Here is a 17,329-nt window from a genome sequence, read left to right as displayed (position 1 = left end):
GCTGCGTATTCGGGCCCGTTGGCGGCTCGTTGTCCGAGCGGGCGAGGCTCGCGCCTCCGGCGCATGCGCTTCGCCCACTCGGACAACGAGCCAGGCCGCGAACGGCGCTCGTAGGACTCGCGCCTCCAGTGGTTACTTGTGGGGGCAGGTGGGCAGCACGAATGAACCGCCAACTACCGCGCAGGTTGCTCACCGCCACAGCCGGTGGGCAAGCTCAATCATGCACGGACCGGTTGGTCCTGTACATGAACGTAGCCGGACTAGCCCCGTCCGGTGTAGTTAGGGGCCTCGACGGTCATGGTGATGTCGTGCGGGTGGCTCTCCTTGAGGCCCGCCGCGGTGATCTGCACGAACTGAGCCTCCTGCAGATGCGCGATCGATTGCGAGCCGGTGTAGCCCATGGCGGCGCGCAGGCCGCCGACCAACTGGTGGATCACCTGGTTGACCGGGCCGCGGAACGGCACCCTGCCCTCGATGCCCTCGGGGACCAGCTTGTCCTCGGCCAGCACGTCGTCCTGGAAGTAGCGGTCCTTGGAGAACGACTTGGCCTGGCCGCGGCCCTGCATGGCGCCCAGCGAGCCCATGCCCCGGTAGCTCTTGAACTGTTTGCCGCCGACCAGGATCAACTCGCCCGGCGACTCGGCGGTGCCCGCGAGCAACGAGCCGAGCATCACCGTGGACGCGCCCGCCGCGATGGCCTTGGCGATGTCGCCGGAGAACTGGATGCCGCCGTCGGCGATCACCGGGACGCCCGCGGGCTTGCACGCGGCGACCGCCTCCAGGATCGCGGTGATCTGCGGCGCGCCGACGCCCGCGACGACGCGGGTGGTGCAGATGGAACCGGGACCGACGCCCACCTTGACCGCGTCCGCGCCCGCTTCGACCAGGGCTGCCGCGCCCGCGCGGGTGGCGACGTTGCCGCCGACCACCTGGATGCGGTCGCCGACCTCGGTCTTGACCTTGGTCACCATCTGCAGCACCTGCGCTTGATGACCGTGCGCGGTGTCCACCACGAGCACGTCGACGCCCGCGTCGGCGAGCGTCATGGCGCGCGACCAGGCGTCCTCGCCCACGCCGACCGCGGCGCCGACCAGCAGGCGGCCGTCACGGTCCTTGGTGGCGTTGGGGTACTGGTCGGTCTTGACGAAGTCCTTGACGGTGATCAGGCCGCGCAGGCGCCCGTTGCCGTCGACGATCGGCAGCTTCTCCACCTTGTGCCTGCGCAGCAGCCCGAGCGCCGCCTCGGCGGTCACGCCCTCCTGCGCGGTGATCAAAGGAGCCTTGGTCATCACGTCGGCGACGCGGCGGTTCTGATCCACCTCGAAACGCATGTCGCGATTGGTGATGATGCCCACAAGCGCACCGGTCTCGTCCACCACCGGAAGTCCGGAGATACGGAACCTGGCGCACATGGCGTCGACCTCGGCGAGGGTGTCGGTCGGACGGCAGGTCACCGGGTCGGTGACCATGCCCGCCTCGGACCGCTTGACCGTCTCCACCTGCGAAGCCTGGTCGGCCGCCGAGAGGTTGCGGTGCAACACGCCCATGCCGCCCGCGCGGGCCATGGCGATCGCCATCCGCGCTTCGGTCACCGTGTCCATGGCCGAGCTGACCAGCGGGGTGCGCAGACGGATCTCCCTGGTCAGCACACTGGAGGTCTCCACAGAGCTGGGGATGAGATCCGAGGCGGCAGGCAGCAACAGCACATCGTCGAATGTGAGGCCGAGCATGGCGATCTTGTTCGGATCGTCGCCACCCGTAGGAGGGCGGACTGCGCTTCGTTCGCCCGTTACGGGATTACTCATTCGGATCGACCCCTCCTGGACGTCGATAGCGACCGGCGCCGGTGCGACCGGCGCCGTGACGGCTGATGGGATGGACGTTGCGTTCGGCGGCGGTGATGTCGGGACCCGCCGTAGCCTGTGCTCCATGGTATCTGTCCGGTGAACTCGCCGACGAAGTGAGCCCACCCCCGAAACTGGCGGGCCGCATCGCTGGCGCAGACCACCCTGTTCTGCGTACCGTGGGGATGTGCGTGACCATCTACCACCTGGCTTGCCGCCGGATCCGTTCGCCGGAGACCCCTCCGACCCGTCCGCCGCGCTCGACGCCATCGAGCCCGGCGAACCGCTGGATCCCCACGAGCGCCTTGCGGTCGAGGAGGATCTCGCCGACCTCGCGGTCTACGAGGCGCTGCTGGCTCACCGCGGGATCCGCGGACTCGTGGTCAGCTGCGAAGACTGTAGGCAGGACCATTACCACGACTGGGACATGTTGCGCGCCAACCTGCTCCAGTTGCTGGTCGACGGCACGGTCCGCCCGCACGAGCCCGCCTACGACCCGACGCCGGAAGCGTACGTCACCTGGGACTACTGCCGTGGCTACGCGGACGCCTCGATGAACGAGGCTTTCCACGGCGACGGGTTCGACGGATTCGACGGCTGACCGGCCCGACCCGAGACGCGCGCGAGCCGTTCCCCGGCCCGCGCATCTCGCGCTTGCCACTGTGATCTTCGACGCACAGGATCACGGTTCGAGCAGACAACGCACCCCGACGAGCCGGACGTCCGCCTGAAGCGCGGATGACCGGCTCCTTCGGCGTCAGAAGAACAAAGAACCGATCGCCTGGCCGGCGATCGGTTCGTGTCGTACGTCCGAGATGTTCGCTTACCTACCGGGCGGCAAGAACGAGCCCGGGTTGGGGAAGGACGGCACGCTGAAAGTCGGCGGCTGGCCCTGGGTCGGCGGCCGGGTGGCCGGTTGCTGCGGCGGCGGTGCCACCGTCGGATTCCCGGTGTCCACCGTCGGATCCGCTGTGGGCGGCCGGACATCCGTGGCCGGCGGCTGCTGCGGAGCCGTCGGCTCCACGGTCGCCTGCGGCGGTGTGGTGGCCGCAGGCGGGGGCGTGGTAACCGGTGGCGCCGTGGTCGGCGCGCCGCCGTTCGTGGCGCCGCCGCCGTTCGGCGCGGTCGCGTCCACGGTGGGCGAGGGCTTGTCCGTCTGCTCGCCCGGCTGCTGCATGATCGTCGCGGACCCGCCGGTCGCATTGGGCTTCGTGGTGACGCTGGTGCCCGGGGTGGCACGCGGGTCGGTGCTCTTCGGCACCGTCGACTCCAGCTGTTGGGCCAGTTCCGGCGACACCTTCCCCAGCTCCGCGAGCAGCCGCTCCCACTCGGTCATCAACTCGGCGCGCTTGCCCGGATCGCTGACCTGCGCGGCGTTCTCCTTGGCGCGCTCCAACCGCGCCTTCGCCTGTTCCGGGTTCTGCGCGACCAGCGCGGAGGCCTGGCTCAGGTCGTCGTCGGCCCGCTGCACGACGGTTGTCTGGGCCTGTTCGCTGAACACGACTTCCTTGACCCGCCATAGCGGGTCGCCCGGCTCCGCGTTGTACGAGAACGCCGTCATGCCGCCGAAGACCAGCGCCAGTGCGGCCGCGGTGCCCATGATCGGGCGCAGAAGCCTCAGTCGCCCGCCGCTGTGCGCCCCGATACGAACCTGCCGCGCGCCGATCTCCTGGTTGACCGCGGCCACGATCGCATCCAGGTCCGGTTCGGCCGACATCGGAGCCGCGGTCAGCTCCGCTCGCCAATCCGCGAGCAGCGTCGCGAGCTGATACTCCTCGGCGCTGTCGGTGTGCACCGGACCATCGCTGGCGATGGCGTCGATCAGAGCATCGTCGCGGCGTACCGCGGCGATGTCGACCGGGTCGCTGTCACCGGACGCCTCGGCGTAGGGACCGCTGTTTCGCGATCCAAGCCGCGCCTTCCAGTCACCCCGACCGCGCTCGCCATCCCTAGCCATACATTTCACCTGCCCTCGCCACTTGTGACTTGAGTTTCGCGAGTGCCCTGTGTTGGGCCACCCGTATCGCACCCGCCGTACTGCCCACGGCGACTGCGGTTTCTTCCGCTGACAAACCCATGACCAAGCGCAGGATCAAGATCTCTCGATGCTTCTCGGGAAGCGTCGCGAGCAAACGGTTCATCTGTCTGCTCGTCTCGGATTCGAGAGCTCGTTGTTCCGGTCCCTGGTCGGTGGATATGACATCTGGTACTTCGGCCATCGCCTCCGCCTTGTTACGGGCGGCATTGCGATGAGCGTCGGCGACCTTGTGCGAAGCGATCCCGTAGACAAAGGCCATGAAGGGCCTGCCCTGGTCTTGATACCTGGGCAAGGCGGTCATCACAGCCAGGCAAACCTCCTGCGCAACGTCGTCCGCGGAGAGCTGCCCACGCTCCGCGGCTCCGATCCGCGCGCGGCAGTAGCGCACCACCAGCGGGCGGACCATCTCCAGTACCTGAGCTAAAGCGGATCTGTCGCCCTGCGCAGCGGCAGCGACGGCGAGGTCCAACTCTTCGCCCGTGTGCGTCATCGTCAGAGATATTCCTGGCGTTACAAGTGGCACGGTCCGGTGACGACCAGTGCTTCCACCGAAGGGGCGGAACGGATCTAACAATAGCGACCCGTCGGCGGGATCTGGGCAACACGGTGGTCTCCGTGATCAGCTACCAACCATCCATGGGGCGCAATGCCCCGCCTGCGCGGGTTATGACCGCTGCACACTCGGCCGCTTCCGCCGCCGCTTTCTCGGCACCCGATCCGGCGCGGAGCATGGCGCAAGCCCACCGCAACGGCAGCAGCCCGTGCTCGCGGCATTGCTCGGCGACCTCCTCGGCCGAGGCCCGGGATCGTTCGCGCGCGCCGCGCGCCGCGTCGGCCGCGGCGACCAGTAGGCGGGACTTGACCTGGTGGCGTACCGAGGGGGACCGATCGGCCAGCTCCAGCGCGACCGACGCGTGCTCGGCGGCCGACTCGAAATCACCTGCCGCCAACGCGGTTTCCGCGCGTACCCAGCCCAGGCGGATCGCGGGACGCCAACCGGCCCGATACCGCTGTGCCGCCGAGGCGCTGCGCCGCAGCAGCCGATCGGCCAGCGCGAGCCGCCCGGTTCCCAGCGCGTCAGCGGCCAAGCCGGTGAGGGCGTCGCAGATCGCGTCGGCGCGGCTGGGAAGGTAGCCGCCCGGCCCGTTCGACGGACCGCCTGCGGTCTCGTCCTCTGCCACGGCGTCGGTGGCGAGCAGCAGCGCGGCGGCCCGCCCGTCGAACGCGGCCGCCCGCTCGTGCCACCCGAGCTGGCGAAGGAAAGAGCCCTCCGTACTTCCCGCCAGTGAGAGGAGCACGGGGTCGGCGCTGTGATTGCATAACCTTCGCAATTCGACGCGCGCCGCGGCATAACGACCCTGACCGCCGAGGACCACCGCGCGATACCACCGGCCGAGTGGGTCCGAAGCGGGCGGCAACTCGGCGGCGGCGCGACCAGGGTCGGCACCGAAGGCGGCCTCGGCGAGGGCCGCGACGTGAGGATCTCCGAACGGAGCGGGCGCGAACACGGGCGCACTCTATCCCGCCCGGTACGCGGGCCGGAGACGACGAAAGGTGATCGACCGCCGACCCGCAACCGCCCGGCATTTCCGCCGCCGAGCCGATGTTTCCATTAGGTAAATCTAGCTCCGGCAATCACCGAGCGGCCGCGCCGGGAATTCATGCGCGTTTCGCGTAATTAACCTGCGCGCCCCGTTTCCGCCATCTTCGGATCCGCGCGAAGGGAACGTCGTGGGCGGCAGGGCCGCCGCCGCCGTGCGCCCAGCATCCGCACCGCAGCGGCCCCACGCACCGTAAATCGCATCTACCTGCAGAAACTTGACTCGTCATGGCACAAGCGGAAACCACCGACCTCCGGCCAACCGAACAGTATCGCCGGAACCAACGCGAAAAGTAAACAGTTCGGAGGTTAAATTTCGCAGCGCGAGATTTGGAAAAGTGCTGCGTGGAACTATTGACGGAATTTCGCGGCTGGACCTAACGTAGCTCATCGCCACGGACGGCGCCGCGCGAAATTGCAGCGACCACGAAGGGGCGAGCCCTCCGGGTACCCCCGCCGACACGGCGTCGTGGCCCACAACTGTTGCAGAACAACTGCTCGACAACGCTGACGAGCTCGCACCACGAGGAGTTCACATGCCCATGCCGACCCACCTCCCGGGACCCAACGCCGATGTCTGGGATTGGCAGATGCGAGGATCGTGCCGCGGGCAGGATTCCGCGGTGTTCTTCCATCCCGATGGCGAGCGTGGCCGAGCCCGCACCGCGCGCGAGATGCGCGCCAAGGAGATCTGCCGCACCTGCCCGGTGCTCATGCAGTGCCGCGCCCACGCGCTGAAAGTCAGCGAGCCCTATGGCATCTGGGGCGGCATGTCGGAAACCGAGCGCGAGATGCACGCGCGGCGCAACCGCCGCCGCATGGCCGTCTGAACCAATCTCCTCCCATCCGCACGCCAGCGGGCATCGAATCCCTAGCAAACAACGGGCCACTGCAACATGCTTTTCGGCCGAGCCGGTCACGCAACACGCCGATCGGTTCCTGTCCGAAGGTCGGCGCGTGGGTTCCGATCGGTCACCATCGATCGGCCGGCCGCCGCGGCGAAGGCCGGTGCACTACCGGTCCGGCGCGATGCGACAGCGTTCGGCGTGTCACGGCGTGTCATGGCGTGTCTTCTCCCAGATGTCCGACGTAACGGCGCTTTTCCGCAACGCGGCGCCGTCCCATGACGCGCTCGTGGGCACCCCACCGGAAGGGAGGTCATAGCGGCGCGCTACGGTAGTGACTGATGACACAGAATGGAGCGTTGTGACAACGCGGCCGCCAGCCGCAGAGGGCGACTCGTTCCGAAGAGCGGCCTTCCCACCTACGGTGGATTCTGCGGTTACGGCACGCGCAGCCGAAAGTATCGAGCTCGCCGCGCTTTTACATCGATGTGGCCGAGCCGACCAGGAAGCATTCGCCGAGCTCTACGACCGGACGTGTGCGCGCGTCTTCGGTCTGGTGTTGCGTGTCCTGCACGATCCGGGATACGCGGAGGAGACCACCCAGGAGGTCTTTCTCCAGATCTGGCGGATGGCGTCGAGCTTCGATCCCGCGAAGGGTTCCGCGGTGACCTGGCTGATGACGCTCGCGCACCGGCGCGCCGTCGACCGGGTGCGCGCCGAGCAGGCCCACACCCAGCGCGAGGTCGCGTACGGGATCCGGGTGCTCGGCAACGAATTCGACGAGGTCACCGAAGAGGTCGAGCGCAGGCTCGAACAACAGGCCGTCCTGGCGGGTCTCGCCACACTCACCGAAACCCAACGGGAAGCCATCTCGCTCGCCTACTACGGCGGGCGCACCTATGCGGAGGTAGCCACCTACCTCAACGTAGGGTTACCTACCGTTAAGTCCCGGATTCGGGACGGATTGACACGACTGAAGAAAAGTTTGGGGGTGACGTGAGATGAACGAACGCCAGATCGATCTCGCGCACACCGTCGCGCTCGGATCGATCGACGACGAAGACCATCAGGAAGTGCAGGATCTGCTCGACAGCGAGGACCCCGTGCTACGCGCGGAGTTCATCCAGGAAGTCAGAGACACGAAAGAAGCGCTCTCCGTTCTCGCCACAGCCACGGCGGCCATGCCACCGCCGTCGCTGCGCGCTCGCCTCCTCGCGGCCATCGCCGCCGAGCAGCCACCGGTCGCCAGCTGAATTCAGCGATCCGTCAGGCACTCCCGCTCCGCGCGTCCGGGTCCGACAGCCGGACGATCCCGCAGCCTCCTTCCGGTTCGCGGCAGCCAGCGCGTCGAGCTTCGGAACATCCTCGGTCTCACTGGTAGTCGCCTGCCGGCCCCGGCTTGTCCCGGGTACGGGCAAGGCCCCCGAACCAGGTGGTTCGAGGGCCTTGCCTGATGAATCGTCGCGAAGAGGCGCTCGGCTCAGTGAGCGTGGCCGTGGTGGCCGTGATCGTTGTGCTCCTCGGCGGGCTTGTCGACCACGGCGCTCTCGGTGGTGAGGATCATGCGCGCGACCGAGGCGGCGTTCACGACGGCCGAACGAGTCACCTTCACCGGGTCGACGACGCCGTCGGTGAGCAGGTCGCCGTAGCTGAGGGTGGCGGCGTTGAAGCCCTCCTTGCCCTCGGCCACCTTGCTGACCACCACCGCGCCGTCCAAGCCCGCGTTCGTGGCGATCCAGAACAGCGGCGCCCGCAGCGCGGTGCGAACCACCTCGACGCCGACGGCTTCGTCACCCGACAGCGAGTCGCGCAGCTCGACGAGCTTGCCGCTCGCCTGCACCAGCGCGGTGCCGCCGCCGGGCACGATGCCCTCGGCCACAGCGGCCTTGGCCGCGCTCACCGCGTCCTCGACGCGGTACTTGCGTTCCTTGAGCGCGGTCTCGGTGGCCGCGCCGACCTTGATCACCGCGACGCCGCCGGCCAGCTTGGCCAACCGCTCCTCGAGCTTCTCGCGGTCCCAATCGGAATCGGTGGACTCGATCTCGCGACGCAGTTGCGCGACGCGCCCCTCCACGTCCGCCGCGGAACCGGCGCCGTCGATGATCGTGGTGTCGTCCTTGGTAACGACCACGCGACGCGCCTTGCCGAGCACGTCCAGGCCCGCCTCGCGCAGGGTGATGCCGAGGTCGGGGTTCACCACGGTGCCGCCGGTGACCACGGCCAGGTCGTCGAGGAACGCCTTACGGCGGTCGCCGAAGAACGGCGCCTTCACCGCGACGGCCTTGATCGTCTTGCGGATGGCGTTGACCACCAGGGTCGACAGCGCCTCGCCCTCGACGTCCTCGGCGATGATCACGACCGGCTTGCCGCTCTCGGCGATCTTCTCCAGCAGCGGCAGGAAGTCCGGCAGCGAGCTGATCTTCTCGCGGTGCAGCAGGACGAACGCGTCCTCGAGGGCGGCCTGCTGGCTGTCGGGATCGGTGATGAAGTAGGGCGACAGGTAACCCTTGTCGAACTGCACGCCCTCGGTGACGACGAGTTCGGTCTGCAGCGTCGAGGACTCCTCGACGGTGACGACGCCGTCCTTGCCGACGGTGGTCAGCGCCTTGCCGACCATCTCGCCGATCTGCTCGTCGCGCGAGGACACCGTCGCGACCTGCGCGATGGCCTGCTCGCCGGAGACCGGGGTGGCCAGCGCGAGCAGCGCCTCGGAGACCGCGTCGGCGGCCTTGGCGATGCCGGAACCGAGCGCGATCGGATTCGCGCCCGCGGCAACATTCTTCAGCCCGGCGCGGACCAGCGCCTGGGCCAGCACGGTGGCGGTGGTGGTGCCGTCGCCCGCGACGTCGTTGGTCTTGGTGGCGACGCTCTTGACCAGCTGCGCGCCGAGGTTCTCGAACGGGTCTTCCAGCTCGATGTCACGCGCGATGGTGACGCCGTCGTTGGTGACGGTCGGACCGCCGAAGGACTTCGCGAGCACGACGTGCCGTCCGCGCGGGCCCAGGGTGACCTTCACCGCGTCGGCGAGCTTGTCGACACCGCGTTCCAGAGCCCGGCGAGCCTTCTCGTCGAACTCGATCTGCTTTGCCATGGGAATTCGCTCCTGTAGTGGATTGCGGCGCTCCCGGGTCCCTACGTGGTCACGCAGGCTGCCGCCTCCGGGCCCGTCGCTCGCACCGCTGTATCTGATTTGCGGCGCTCCCGGGTCCCTCCGTGGTCACGCAGGCTGCCGCCTCCGGGCCCGTCGCTCGCACCGCGTGTTCAGTACCGGGTTTCTGTCGGCGTCGAACGCGTTCCGCCCCGGGGCCTGAAAGACACCGGGGCGGAACGCATGCGTGCCCGTTCGGCTACTTGGTGACGACGGCCAGCACGTCGCGCGCCGACAGGATGAGGTACTCCTCGCCCTGGTACTTGATCTCGGTGCCGCCGTACTTGCTGTAGATGACGGTGTCACCCTCCTGGACATCCAGCGGGATGCGCTTCTCGCCCTCGTCGTCCCACCGGCCGGGACCGACGGCGACAACGGTGCCCTCCTGCGGCTTCTCCTTCGCCGTGTCGGGGATGACCAGGCCGGAGGCCGTCGTCGTCTCGGCCTCGTTGGCCTGGACGAGGATCTTGTCCTCGAGCGGCTTGATGTTCACGCTCGCCACGTTGAGCCCTCCACTTTCAGGGGATTCGGTCGTCCGGAACTGTTGTCCCGGACTCGTCGGTTGGTCACGATGCTGACCTTGCGCATAGCCCCGTCGTCGCGGGTGCCGGGACCCCTGCCCAATGGTCAAGCTGCTGGCACAAGCACTTCATACAGTGCCGACTAGCACTCTATACATGAGAGTGCCAGCGCTCAAGGCTGGACGGTGCCAACTTTGCGCGGCGCGCCCATCCGACTCGCGGCTTGGCGATTCGTTCGAGGAAACAGTAACGTTCGGATAACGGATTGTGACACTATTGACGACGGTCGCGGTCCGGCCGCCACGTCCGTCGCCTGTGGGCGGCGGCGGGGCCGCACAGCGTTACCGCAGCGTCGCCGAAACACGCAGCGCCGCAGCAGTCGTTGCATTACCAGCGTCACCAGAGAGCAAGACACGTGATCCATGGCCGGTCCCCGCGACCCACCCGGACGAGGGGCCGGTTCGTTTCCCGATCCGGGGCGCTCGTCATCCATACGGCGGTCCGGCAGTCCATTCGAGATGGTCGGCGACACCATGACCATCCGCTCGAAGGGAGGTGAACATGCGAACATCCCTCGGCATCTCGGCCGGGGCAGAGGTCGTGTGCTCGGCGTTGGTCGCCACCGCGTCCAATGGCGCGCAGAGCTTCGACTACCGCGTCGTCTCCGCCGATGCGGCCCATTCCGATCTCGGCGATCTGGTGGCGTCCTCGATCGAGTTGATGACCACGCAACTGCCGACCACGCAGCCGCCGCGCGAGATCATCAGCCCGGTCGGCGGGCGATTCGCGGGCACCGCACGCGATTGGGCGTCGATGACCGGTCATCCGCCCACCAGCGTCGCGGTCGCCTACCGCACCAGGGAGCAGGCGCAGATCATCCGCGCGGCCACCGGCAAACAGCGTGAACTGCGGCTGATCCCGGAGGGCACCGCCGCGCTGACCTACTTGCGGCACACCGGCCTGCTGGACCGCTACGACACGGTAGCCATCGTCGATCTCGGCGCCTCGGGGCTCAGCGTCACCGTCGCCGATCGAACCGACGGCTCGCTGCTGCGTTCCGACCGCACCGCGACCGTCAGCGGCAAGGCGATCGATGACCTGATCTACCACCATCTGGTGGACATGCACTTCGCCCGGCGCGGCACCCGGCCCAACCGCGGCATGCTGACCAATCGAGGCCGCGCGGCGAAAGAGCATTTGTCCATCGCGCCCGCCGTCACCATCGACCACGTCGCGGGGCGGCCGCTGAAGCTGACCAGGGCCGACTTCGAAGAGTTGATCGCCGACCTGCTGCGCGACCTGGCGCGGTTCGTCACGGCGGCGTTCGGCCGGGCGCCCCGGCAGCCGCAGGCGGTCGCGGTCATCGGTGGCGGCGCCAACATTCCCTCGGTGCTCGACACACTCACCGCGGCGCTGGACGTCCCGGTCTTCACCGTGCCGGACCCGGAGGCGGTGACCGCGAAAGGCGCGGCGCTGGTCGCGGATTCGGTGCAACCCGCGGTGTTCCCGGTGGGCACGCGCGGCGGCGACGCGCCCGCCGGAACGGTCACCAAGGTGTTCGGCACACTGGCCGGGGCGATCGTGGTGGTCGGACTGATCGTCGGTTACGGCGTGCAGACGTTCGCGCCCACCGCGGACGACGAGGTCTCCCCCGCCGGGACCACGAGCAGCGCTTCGCAGCTGCCGCCTCCGACGTCCGCGGCGCCCTCGACCGCGGCGGCGGTAACGCGGGCAGGCGGCACCCCGGACAGCACCGGCGTCGCGCCGACCACCACCGGACGCGGGCCGCGCAGTACGACCGGCGTACCGTTCACCACGGAGGCGGTCACACCGACACAACCCACGCTGCGACCGGATCCCGACCTTCCGCCGATCCCGTTCCCCGAACTCCTCGGTCCGCTGTTCGGCAACCCGAATGCCACACAGGGCAGTTCGCCCGAGCCGGGGCCGAGCCAGACCTCTTCGCCGACGCCGAGCGTCGAGAGGCCCGGCCCGAGCTCGACGCCGAGCCAGGTGCCCGCGCGGTCGGGCCTGCCGCTGCCGCCGCATGGAAGCTCGGGGTCGGCATTCGACCCGGGCCTACTCGTACCGAACTGATCCGACGGCACAACGGCGGTTTCCGGACGATTCCACGGAAGCCGTCGAGCCACCCGCGCGCTACCGACGGCTCACCGAGTCCGAGCAGATCAGCGGACCATGCTGACCGACACCGGCAGACCGGGGTCGGTGGCGACCGTCAGCGGTGACGGCGCCGCGCCGCCCGCGATGACATGTGCGCCCAGCGCGGCGATCATCACCCCGTTGTCCGTGCACAGCCGGGGCTTGGGCACCCGCAGAGTCAAACCGGCCGCGGCGCAACGTTCCTCGGCCATCGAGCGAATTCGTGAGTTGGCCGTCGCGCCGCCGCCGAGCACCAGCGTGCCGACACCGACATCCCGCGCCGCGCGCACCGCCTTCATGGTGAGCACATCCGCGACCGACTCCTGGAACGACGCCGCGATATCGGGAATGGGGAGATCTTCCGCGGCGATGCCGTCGCGCTGCGCCGCCTCCACGTATCGTGCCACCGCGGTCTTGAGGCCCGAGAAGGAGAAGTCGTAGCGCGGATCACGCGGCCCGGTCATGCCCCGGGGAAAGGCGATGGCGCGCGGATCGCCGTCCGCGGCTGCGGCATCGAGCGCCGGGCCGCCGGGAAAACCCAGCCCGAGCAGGCGCGCCACTTTGTCGAAGGCTTCCCCCGCCGCATCGTCGACCGTGCTGCCCAGCTCGACGATCGGCTCGGACAGATCCGTGACGTGCAGCAGGTGAGTGTGCCCGCCCGACACCAGCAGCGCGACGCACGGTGGCATCGGCCCGTGTTCCAGGGTGTCCACCGCGACGTGGCCGCCGAGATGGTTGAGCGCGTAGAAAGGCACATCCCACGCCGCCGCATACGCTTTCGCGGCGGCGACGCCCACCAGCAACGCGCCGGCCAAGCCCGGTCCGATGGTCACTGCCAGCGCGTCCGGCTTCGCGATACCCGCCGCCGACAGCGCACGGCGCATGGCGGGCACGATCGCCTCGAGGTGCGCGCGCGAGGCGATCTCGGGGACCACGCCACCGAAGCGCGCGTGCTGGTCGACGCTCGAGGCGACTTCGTCGGCGAGTAGCTCGCAGGTGCCGTCGGGGTGGCGGCGGACGATGCCCACTCCGGTTTCGTCGCAGGAGCTCTCGATGCCCATGATGATCACGACAGCACCTCGTCCGGTGTGCGCCACTGACGGTCCGCGCTGGTCAGCGCGGGCCGGCGCATCGTGTACGCGTCCGCGCCACTGGGGTGGTAGTAGTTCTTGCGCAATCCGATGATGTGGAAACCGTGCTTGGCGTACAGCGCGATCGCGGGCGCGTTGTCGGTGCGGACCTCCAGGAACACCGGCCCGCCGCGCCGTCCTGCCTCGGCGAGAAGCGCCTCCAGCAGAAGCGTGCCCACGCCCGCGCGGTGGCAGCGGGGGTCGACGCCGATGGTGTGCACCTCGGCCTCGGGGTGTTCGGCGTCACCCAGCAGGGCGATGCCCGCGTAGCCCACCATTCGCCCGTCGTCGTCGCGCGCGGTGATGTAGCAGTTGTGCCTGCCTGCCAGCTCGGACTGGAACGCCACGGCGGCCCACGGGTCGTCCTCCGGGAACAGCAACTGCTCCAGTTCGACGCAGCGCGTGATGTCGGCGGCCACCATCGGCTCGATACGGAAAGCCACGGCCGTCACGCTCCCGTCCGGTCGAGTCGACGGTAGGCGTTCTCGACCGCGTCCGGCCTGCGCAAGTACAGCGGAACCAGCGGCTCCGGCACGCTGCGCGACAGCAGCTCGGGGGCGGCGACGCGCACCAGTCCGGCGGGCGAGGGCGTCTCGGCGGGCAGCACCGGCAAGTCGAAGAAGTCCACGTGCGAGGCGGATCCGGCGATCGCCGTGGCTTGTCCTTCGTCCAAGTCGGAGGGCTTGCACACCTCGGGGCCTGCCACGCGCGCGCCCTCGCGGTACCGCGCCCAGTACACCTCCCGCCGCCGCGCGTCGGTCACCACGAGCAGTTCGGCATCGAGCGGGAACTCGACCGGAGGCGGCACGGCGGGGTCGATGGCGGCGTCGGCGGCGATCGCGTCGAGACTGCACACCCCGTACACCGGAATGCCGAGCGCGTCACCGAACGCGGCCGCGGTGGCCATACCGACGCGCAAGCCGGTGAACGGCCCCGGACCGACGCCGACCACGATCGCGTCGATATCGGTCCTGGAACGGCCTGCCTCGTCGAGGCATTCGAGGATCTGCGGGGTGAGCACCTCGGCATGAGCACGGGGGTCGACCCGCACCCGGGAGGCGACGGTGCGTGCCAGGACGGGATCCGCCGAGCCGGCGCCCTGCTCCAATTCCACCAGTCCCGCTGTGACGGCGGGGGTCGCGGTGTCGACGGCTAGTACAAGCATGATTGGCCCAACGATACCGGGTGGTAGGCCCCACGGATGCAGAGCTACCTGATAGCTAATCCACCCATTCCCAGATCGCGGTGCGCACATCCGAATCCGGCTCACGCGACAGCACCACGCGCAGGTGGCGCTCGGCGAGGTGCTCGACCACGCCGCGGCCCCACTCCACCACGACCACCGCCTGATGCAGATCGGTGTCCAGATCCAGCGCGTCCAGCTCGTCCAGATCGCCACCGAGCCGATAGGCGTCCACGTGCACCATGGGCACGGCGGGCCCGCCCTCCCGCTCCCCGGCGCGGTGCTGGCGGGCGATGATGAACGTCGGGGAGCTGACCCGGCCCTGTACGCCGAGCCCCTCGGCGATACCACGGGTCAGCGCGGTCTTGCCCGCGCCGAGCGGGCCGTCCAGAACCACCAGGTCACCGGCGCGCAGATCCATGGCCAATTCCCGGCCGAGCGCCTCGGTGTCGGCGACGGTGGGCAAAATCCGAGACCGTCGATCAGCCACCGGACACCTCGGAGGCGTTTCCCGCCACCGGGTCGATGGCACCCGCGCGCACCAGCAATCGATCCAGCGCGGCATTGACGATGTCCGGGTACTGCAGATGCGGCATGTGCGCCGCCCCCGGCAGCAGAATGAGTTCGCTTTCGGGCAGAGCGGCGGCCAGCGCGCGCGAATTGCGGAACGGGATCACCAGATCGTGCTTACCGCCGAGCACCAGAACCGGTGTGCCCGCCAGGGCGGGCAACGCCGCCGACTCGTCGTGCAGCTCGATGGCTTGGAGAAACTTCACGATGGTCTCCACCGGCGTCTGGTCGATCATCAGCGTCGCGAAGCGCGACAGGGTCGGGCTCACCGGACCGTGGAACGAGCTGACGTGCAGGATCGGTGTGATCACATGCCGCGCGGTGGCGCGGCCCGCCTGCACCAGCGCGGGCGCGGTGTGCACGGCCAACCGGAAGCCGTCGATCGCGGGGTTGCGCAGCAGTTGCCCGATCCCCGCCGCGGTGACCCCGGCCGCCGCGGTCGACAGCAGTGCGACGCCGATCACCCTGGCCGCGAACAATTCCGGGAATCGCGCGGCCGCGGCCAGGACCGCCATACCGCCCAGCGAATGCCCGACCAGCACCACGGGCCCGGCCGGAGCGGTGGCGCTCAGCACAGTGGCCAGGTCGCGGCCCAGCTGGGCGACGGTACAGCTCGCGGCGCTCGGCACTCCGGATCGACCGTGCCCGCGCAGATCGAACAGCACCATGCGAACCCGCGCGCCCCAACGCTTTTCCAGATCGCGACGCTGGAAGTGGAAGGAAGCCATGCTGTTGCAGAACCCGTGCACGAAAATCACCGTCACCGGCGCGTCGTCGGGGCCGCAGGTCCGGGTGGCCAGCGGCACGCCGTCATCGGCGAGCACGGTCCCCGCGCGGTCGGCATCGATCAGTCCGAAATCCTCGTCGCGGTAGTCGTCGCCCCGCGGGGGCCACAGCACGCGCGCGCCGGCGCGGCGCAGGGCATGGGCACCCGCCAGCGCGCCCACGAGCCCCACGGTGGCGAGCCCGCCGCGCAGCGGGGTCACCCGGAACCGGCTCACCGGTCGCCACCCGTGTAGCGCCGGGTGACCCGGCCGCGCGGCGAACACACCACTTCGTAGTGGATGGTGCCGAGCAGGTCGGCCCAGTCCTGGGCGTGCGGTCGCGCGCCGAAGAGGATCGCGGTGTCGCCCTCCCGGACGCCCGCGGCGTTGTCTCCCAGGTCGACGACGAACTGGTCCATGCACACCCGGCCCACGTTTCTGCGCCGGGCTCCGCCGAGCCAGACGTCGAATCGCCCGCTCAGGGGGCGGAACACGCCGTCGGCGTAACCCGTGGGGATCAGCGCGACGGTGGTGTCGTGCGGCGCGACCCACTGGTGCCCGTAGGAGACGCCTTCGCCCGCGGCCACCCGCTTGACCAAGGCGACCCGGGCCTGGAAGGTCATCGCGGGCCGCAGGCCGAAGTCGTTGCCCGGTATGGGGGACAGGCCGTACACGGCTATGCCCGGCCGGACCAGGTCGAAGGCCAGATCGGGGCGGGTCAGGGCGGCGGCCGAGTTGGCGATGTGCACCAGTTCCGGCTCCAAGCCGTGTTCCTTGGCCGTGGCGATCGCGTCCAGGAACCGGGCGCGTTGCACGTCGTTGTTGGGGTGTTCAGGTTCGTCGGCGTGCGCGAGATGGGAGAAGATCGCGCGGAAACGCACCGCCTGCTCGTCGACCAGAGCGCGCAGCGCTGTCAGCACTTCCGGGTACTCGGCCGGTGAGACCCCGTTGCGGTTCAGGCCCGTGTCCACCTTCAAGGCGACCGTCGCCGGACGGCCGACGCGGCGCGCCGCGGCTTCGACCGCCCGCAGATGGGCGGGCGAGGAGACCCCGATCTCGACGTCGGCGTCCACCGCGGCCGCGAAGTCGGCGTCGGTGTTGTGTAACCAGCACAGGATGGGCGCGGTGATTCCGGCCGCGCGCAACTGCACGGCTTCCGCCACCGTCGTGACGCCCAATTCCGCCGCCCCCGCCGCGAGGGCGGCCCGCCCCACCTCGACTGCGCCGTGGTTGTAGCCGTCGGCCTTCACCACCGCCATCACCGCGGCGTCGCCCGCGTGTTCCCGCAGGATCCGCACGTTGTCGGCGATGGCATCCAGGTCGATGACCGTTTCCGCTTGCGCATTCACGGCAGTCTTCTCCGCCTCTTTCGAGTATTCGGGCCGTACCAGCCGGGGGGCGCTATATTCGCGTTCAGGTCTTCCGTCTGGTGCCGCCGGAGTTCTGGGCGTACCCGGGGAGTTACCCATGTGCCCTCGAGATCAGTCGTCGCGTTGGTTCCGGTCGAGTCTATTGGCGTGCTCGAT

The 17,329-nt window shown here is 69.2% G+C and carries 17 protein-coding genes; 5 read left to right on the top strand and 12 right to left on the bottom strand.

Translation table 11 applies throughout. From position 1 onward, the window contains the following. Nucleotides 1-260: 260 nt before the first annotated feature. A complete protein-coding gene (gene guaB / locus M8859_RS22895) occupies nt 261-1,805 on the bottom strand; it encodes an IMP dehydrogenase (RefSeq protein ID WP_159923015.1) in 1,545 nt (514 codons plus the stop codon). A 226-nt stretch (nt 1,806-2,031) separates the two neighbouring features. Between guaB and M8859_RS22890 the strand changes: the two genes are divergently transcribed. Continuing rightward, complete coding sequence (locus M8859_RS22890; protein ID WP_039795739.1) at nt 2,032-2,445, top strand: DUF5319 domain-containing protein; 414 nt, start codon at nt 2,032-2,034, stop codon at nt 2,443-2,445. Between the two features lie 222 nt (nt 2,446-2,667). Here M8859_RS22890 and M8859_RS22885 read toward each other — a convergent pair whose 3' ends face one another. The 3 genes from M8859_RS22885 to M8859_RS22875 form a co-directional block, all read right to left on the bottom strand. Further along, nucleotides 2,668-3,801, bottom strand: coding sequence for an anti-sigma-D factor RsdA (locus tag M8859_RS22885; protein ID WP_249644137.1), 1,134 nt, complete (start codon nt 3,799-3,801; stop codon nt 2,668-2,670). After that, nucleotides 3,794-4,372, bottom strand: coding sequence for a sigma-70 family RNA polymerase sigma factor (locus M8859_RS22880; protein ID WP_043687710.1), 579 nt, complete (start codon nt 4,370-4,372; stop codon nt 3,794-3,796). The genes M8859_RS22885 and M8859_RS22880 overlap by 8 nt, the downstream gene beginning before the upstream one ends. A 133-nt stretch (nt 4,373-4,505) precedes the next feature. Continuing rightward, nucleotides 4,506-5,390, bottom strand: a complete 885-nt coding sequence (locus tag M8859_RS22875) for a hypothetical protein (protein ID WP_195071239.1) — start codon at nt 5,388-5,390, stop codon at nt 4,506-4,508. A gap of 628 nt (nt 5,391-6,018) precedes the next feature. On the opposite strand from M8859_RS22875, the gene M8859_RS22870 reads away from it, so the two are divergent. From M8859_RS22870 to M8859_RS22860, 3 genes are all read left to right on the top strand, one after another. After that, entirely contained in the window at nt 6,019-6,312 is a 294-nt protein-coding gene (locus M8859_RS22870) for a WhiB family transcriptional regulator (protein ID WP_039796164.1), read from the top strand. 439 nt (nt 6,313-6,751) lie between these two features. Continuing rightward, complete coding sequence (locus M8859_RS22865) at nt 6,752-7,327, top strand: sigma-70 family RNA polymerase sigma factor (RefSeq protein WP_159923009.1); 576 nt, start codon at nt 6,752-6,754, stop codon at nt 7,325-7,327. 1 nt (nt 7,328) lies between these two features. Further along, nucleotides 7,329-7,580: an RskA family anti-sigma factor gene (locus tag M8859_RS22860; RefSeq protein WP_159923007.1), complete on the top strand. Its 252-nt coding sequence runs from the start codon at nt 7,329-7,331 to the stop codon at nt 7,578-7,580. Nucleotides 7,581-7,807: 227 nt separating this feature from the next. Here M8859_RS22860 and groL read toward each other — a convergent pair whose 3' ends face one another. Together groL and groES are read right to left on the bottom strand one after the other, a co-directional pair. After that, nucleotides 7,808-9,418: a chaperonin GroEL gene (gene groL, locus M8859_RS22855; protein WP_159923005.1), complete on the bottom strand. Its 1,611-nt coding sequence runs from the start codon at nt 9,416-9,418 to the stop codon at nt 7,808-7,810. 256 nt (nt 9,419-9,674) lie between these two features. Beyond that, complete coding sequence (gene groES / locus M8859_RS22850) at nt 9,675-9,977, bottom strand: co-chaperone GroES (RefSeq protein WP_028479292.1); 303 nt, start codon at nt 9,975-9,977, stop codon at nt 9,675-9,677. A 580-nt stretch (nt 9,978-10,557) separates the two neighbouring features. On the opposite strand from groES, the gene M8859_RS22845 reads away from it, so the two are divergent. Continuing rightward, nucleotides 10,558-12,093 carry a DUF7159 family protein gene (locus M8859_RS22845; protein ID WP_159923003.1) on the top strand — a complete coding sequence of 512 codons (1,536 nt, stop codon included), beginning with the start codon at nt 10,558-10,560 and terminating at the stop codon, nt 12,091-12,093. An 89-nt stretch (nt 12,094-12,182) separates the two neighbouring features. On the opposite strand, the gene tsaD is transcribed toward M8859_RS22845, so the two are convergent. The 6 genes from tsaD to alr are packed head-to-tail and all read right to left on the bottom strand — an operon-like array spanning nt 12,183 to nt 17,272. Next, on the bottom strand, nt 12,183-13,226 hold the full coding sequence (gene tsaD / locus M8859_RS22840; RefSeq protein ID WP_195071240.1) for a tRNA (adenosine(37)-N6)-threonylcarbamoyltransferase complex transferase subunit TsaD: 1,044 nt from the start codon (nt 13,224-13,226) through the stop codon (nt 12,183-12,185). Further along, entirely contained in the window at nt 13,223-13,729 is a 507-nt protein-coding gene (rimI, locus tag M8859_RS22835; protein ID WP_159922999.1) for a ribosomal protein S18-alanine N-acetyltransferase, read from the bottom strand. The genes tsaD and rimI overlap by 4 nt, the downstream gene beginning before the upstream one ends. 5 nt (nt 13,730-13,734) lie before the next feature. Further along, on the bottom strand, nt 13,735-14,451 hold the full coding sequence (gene tsaB, locus M8859_RS22830; RefSeq protein ID WP_195071241.1) for a tRNA (adenosine(37)-N6)-threonylcarbamoyltransferase complex dimerization subunit type 1 TsaB: 717 nt from the start codon (nt 14,449-14,451) through the stop codon (nt 13,735-13,737). A gap of 55 nt (nt 14,452-14,506) precedes the next feature. Continuing rightward, the gene (tsaE, locus tag M8859_RS22825; RefSeq protein WP_249644136.1) at nt 14,507-14,959 is read right to left on the bottom strand and encodes a tRNA (adenosine(37)-N6)-threonylcarbamoyltransferase complex ATPase subunit type 1 TsaE; all 453 of its coding nucleotides are present in this window, start codon (nt 14,957-14,959) and stop codon (nt 14,507-14,509) included. After that, nucleotides 14,952-16,040: an alpha/beta fold hydrolase gene (locus M8859_RS22820; protein WP_159922993.1), complete on the bottom strand. Its 1,089-nt coding sequence runs from the start codon at nt 16,038-16,040 to the stop codon at nt 14,952-14,954. The genes tsaE and M8859_RS22820 overlap by 8 nt, the downstream gene beginning before the upstream one ends. Then, nucleotides 16,037-17,272 carry an alanine racemase gene (alr, locus tag M8859_RS22815; RefSeq protein WP_159922991.1) on the bottom strand — a complete coding sequence of 412 codons (1,236 nt, stop codon included), beginning with the start codon at nt 17,270-17,272 and terminating at the stop codon, nt 16,037-16,039. The genes M8859_RS22820 and alr overlap by 4 nt, the downstream gene beginning before the upstream one ends. Between the last annotated feature and the right edge of the window lie 57 nt (nt 17,273-17,329).

The sequence above is a fragment of the Nocardia sputi genome (assembly GCF_023501985.1).
This window is presented reverse-complemented; position numbering and strand designations above follow the sequence as displayed.

Coding starts and splice junctions, on each gene's coding strand:
- guaB (WP_159923015.1), bottom strand. CDS start 1,805: ATGAGTAATCCCGTAACGGGCGAACGAAGCGCAGTCCGCCCTCCTACG.
- M8859_RS22860 (WP_159923007.1), top strand. CDS start 7,329: ATGAACGAACGCCAGATCGATCTCGCGCACACCGTCGCGCTCGGATCG.
- M8859_RS22845 (WP_159923003.1), top strand. CDS start 10,558: ATGCGAACATCCCTCGGCATCTCGGCCGGGGCAGAGGTCGTGTGCTCG.
- alr (WP_159922991.1), bottom strand. CDS start 17,272: ATGGGTAACTCCCCGGGTACGCCCAGAACTCCGGCGGCACCAGACGGA.
- tsaB (WP_195071241.1), bottom strand. CDS start 14,451: ATGCTTGTACTAGCCGTCGACACCGCGACCCCCGCCGTCACAGCGGGA.
- M8859_RS22885 (WP_249644137.1), bottom strand. CDS start 3,801: ATGGCTAGGGATGGCGAGCGCGGTCGGGGTGACTGGAAGGCGCGGCTT.
- groL (WP_159923005.1), bottom strand. CDS start 9,418: ATGGCAAAGCAGATCGAGTTCGACGAGAAGGCTCGCCGGGCTCTGGAA.
- M8859_RS22880 (WP_043687710.1), bottom strand. CDS start 4,372: ATGACGCACACGGGCGAAGAGTTGGACCTCGCCGTCGCTGCCGCTGCG.
- M8859_RS22870 (WP_039796164.1), top strand. CDS start 6,019: ATGCCCATGCCGACCCACCTCCCGGGACCCAACGCCGATGTCTGGGAT.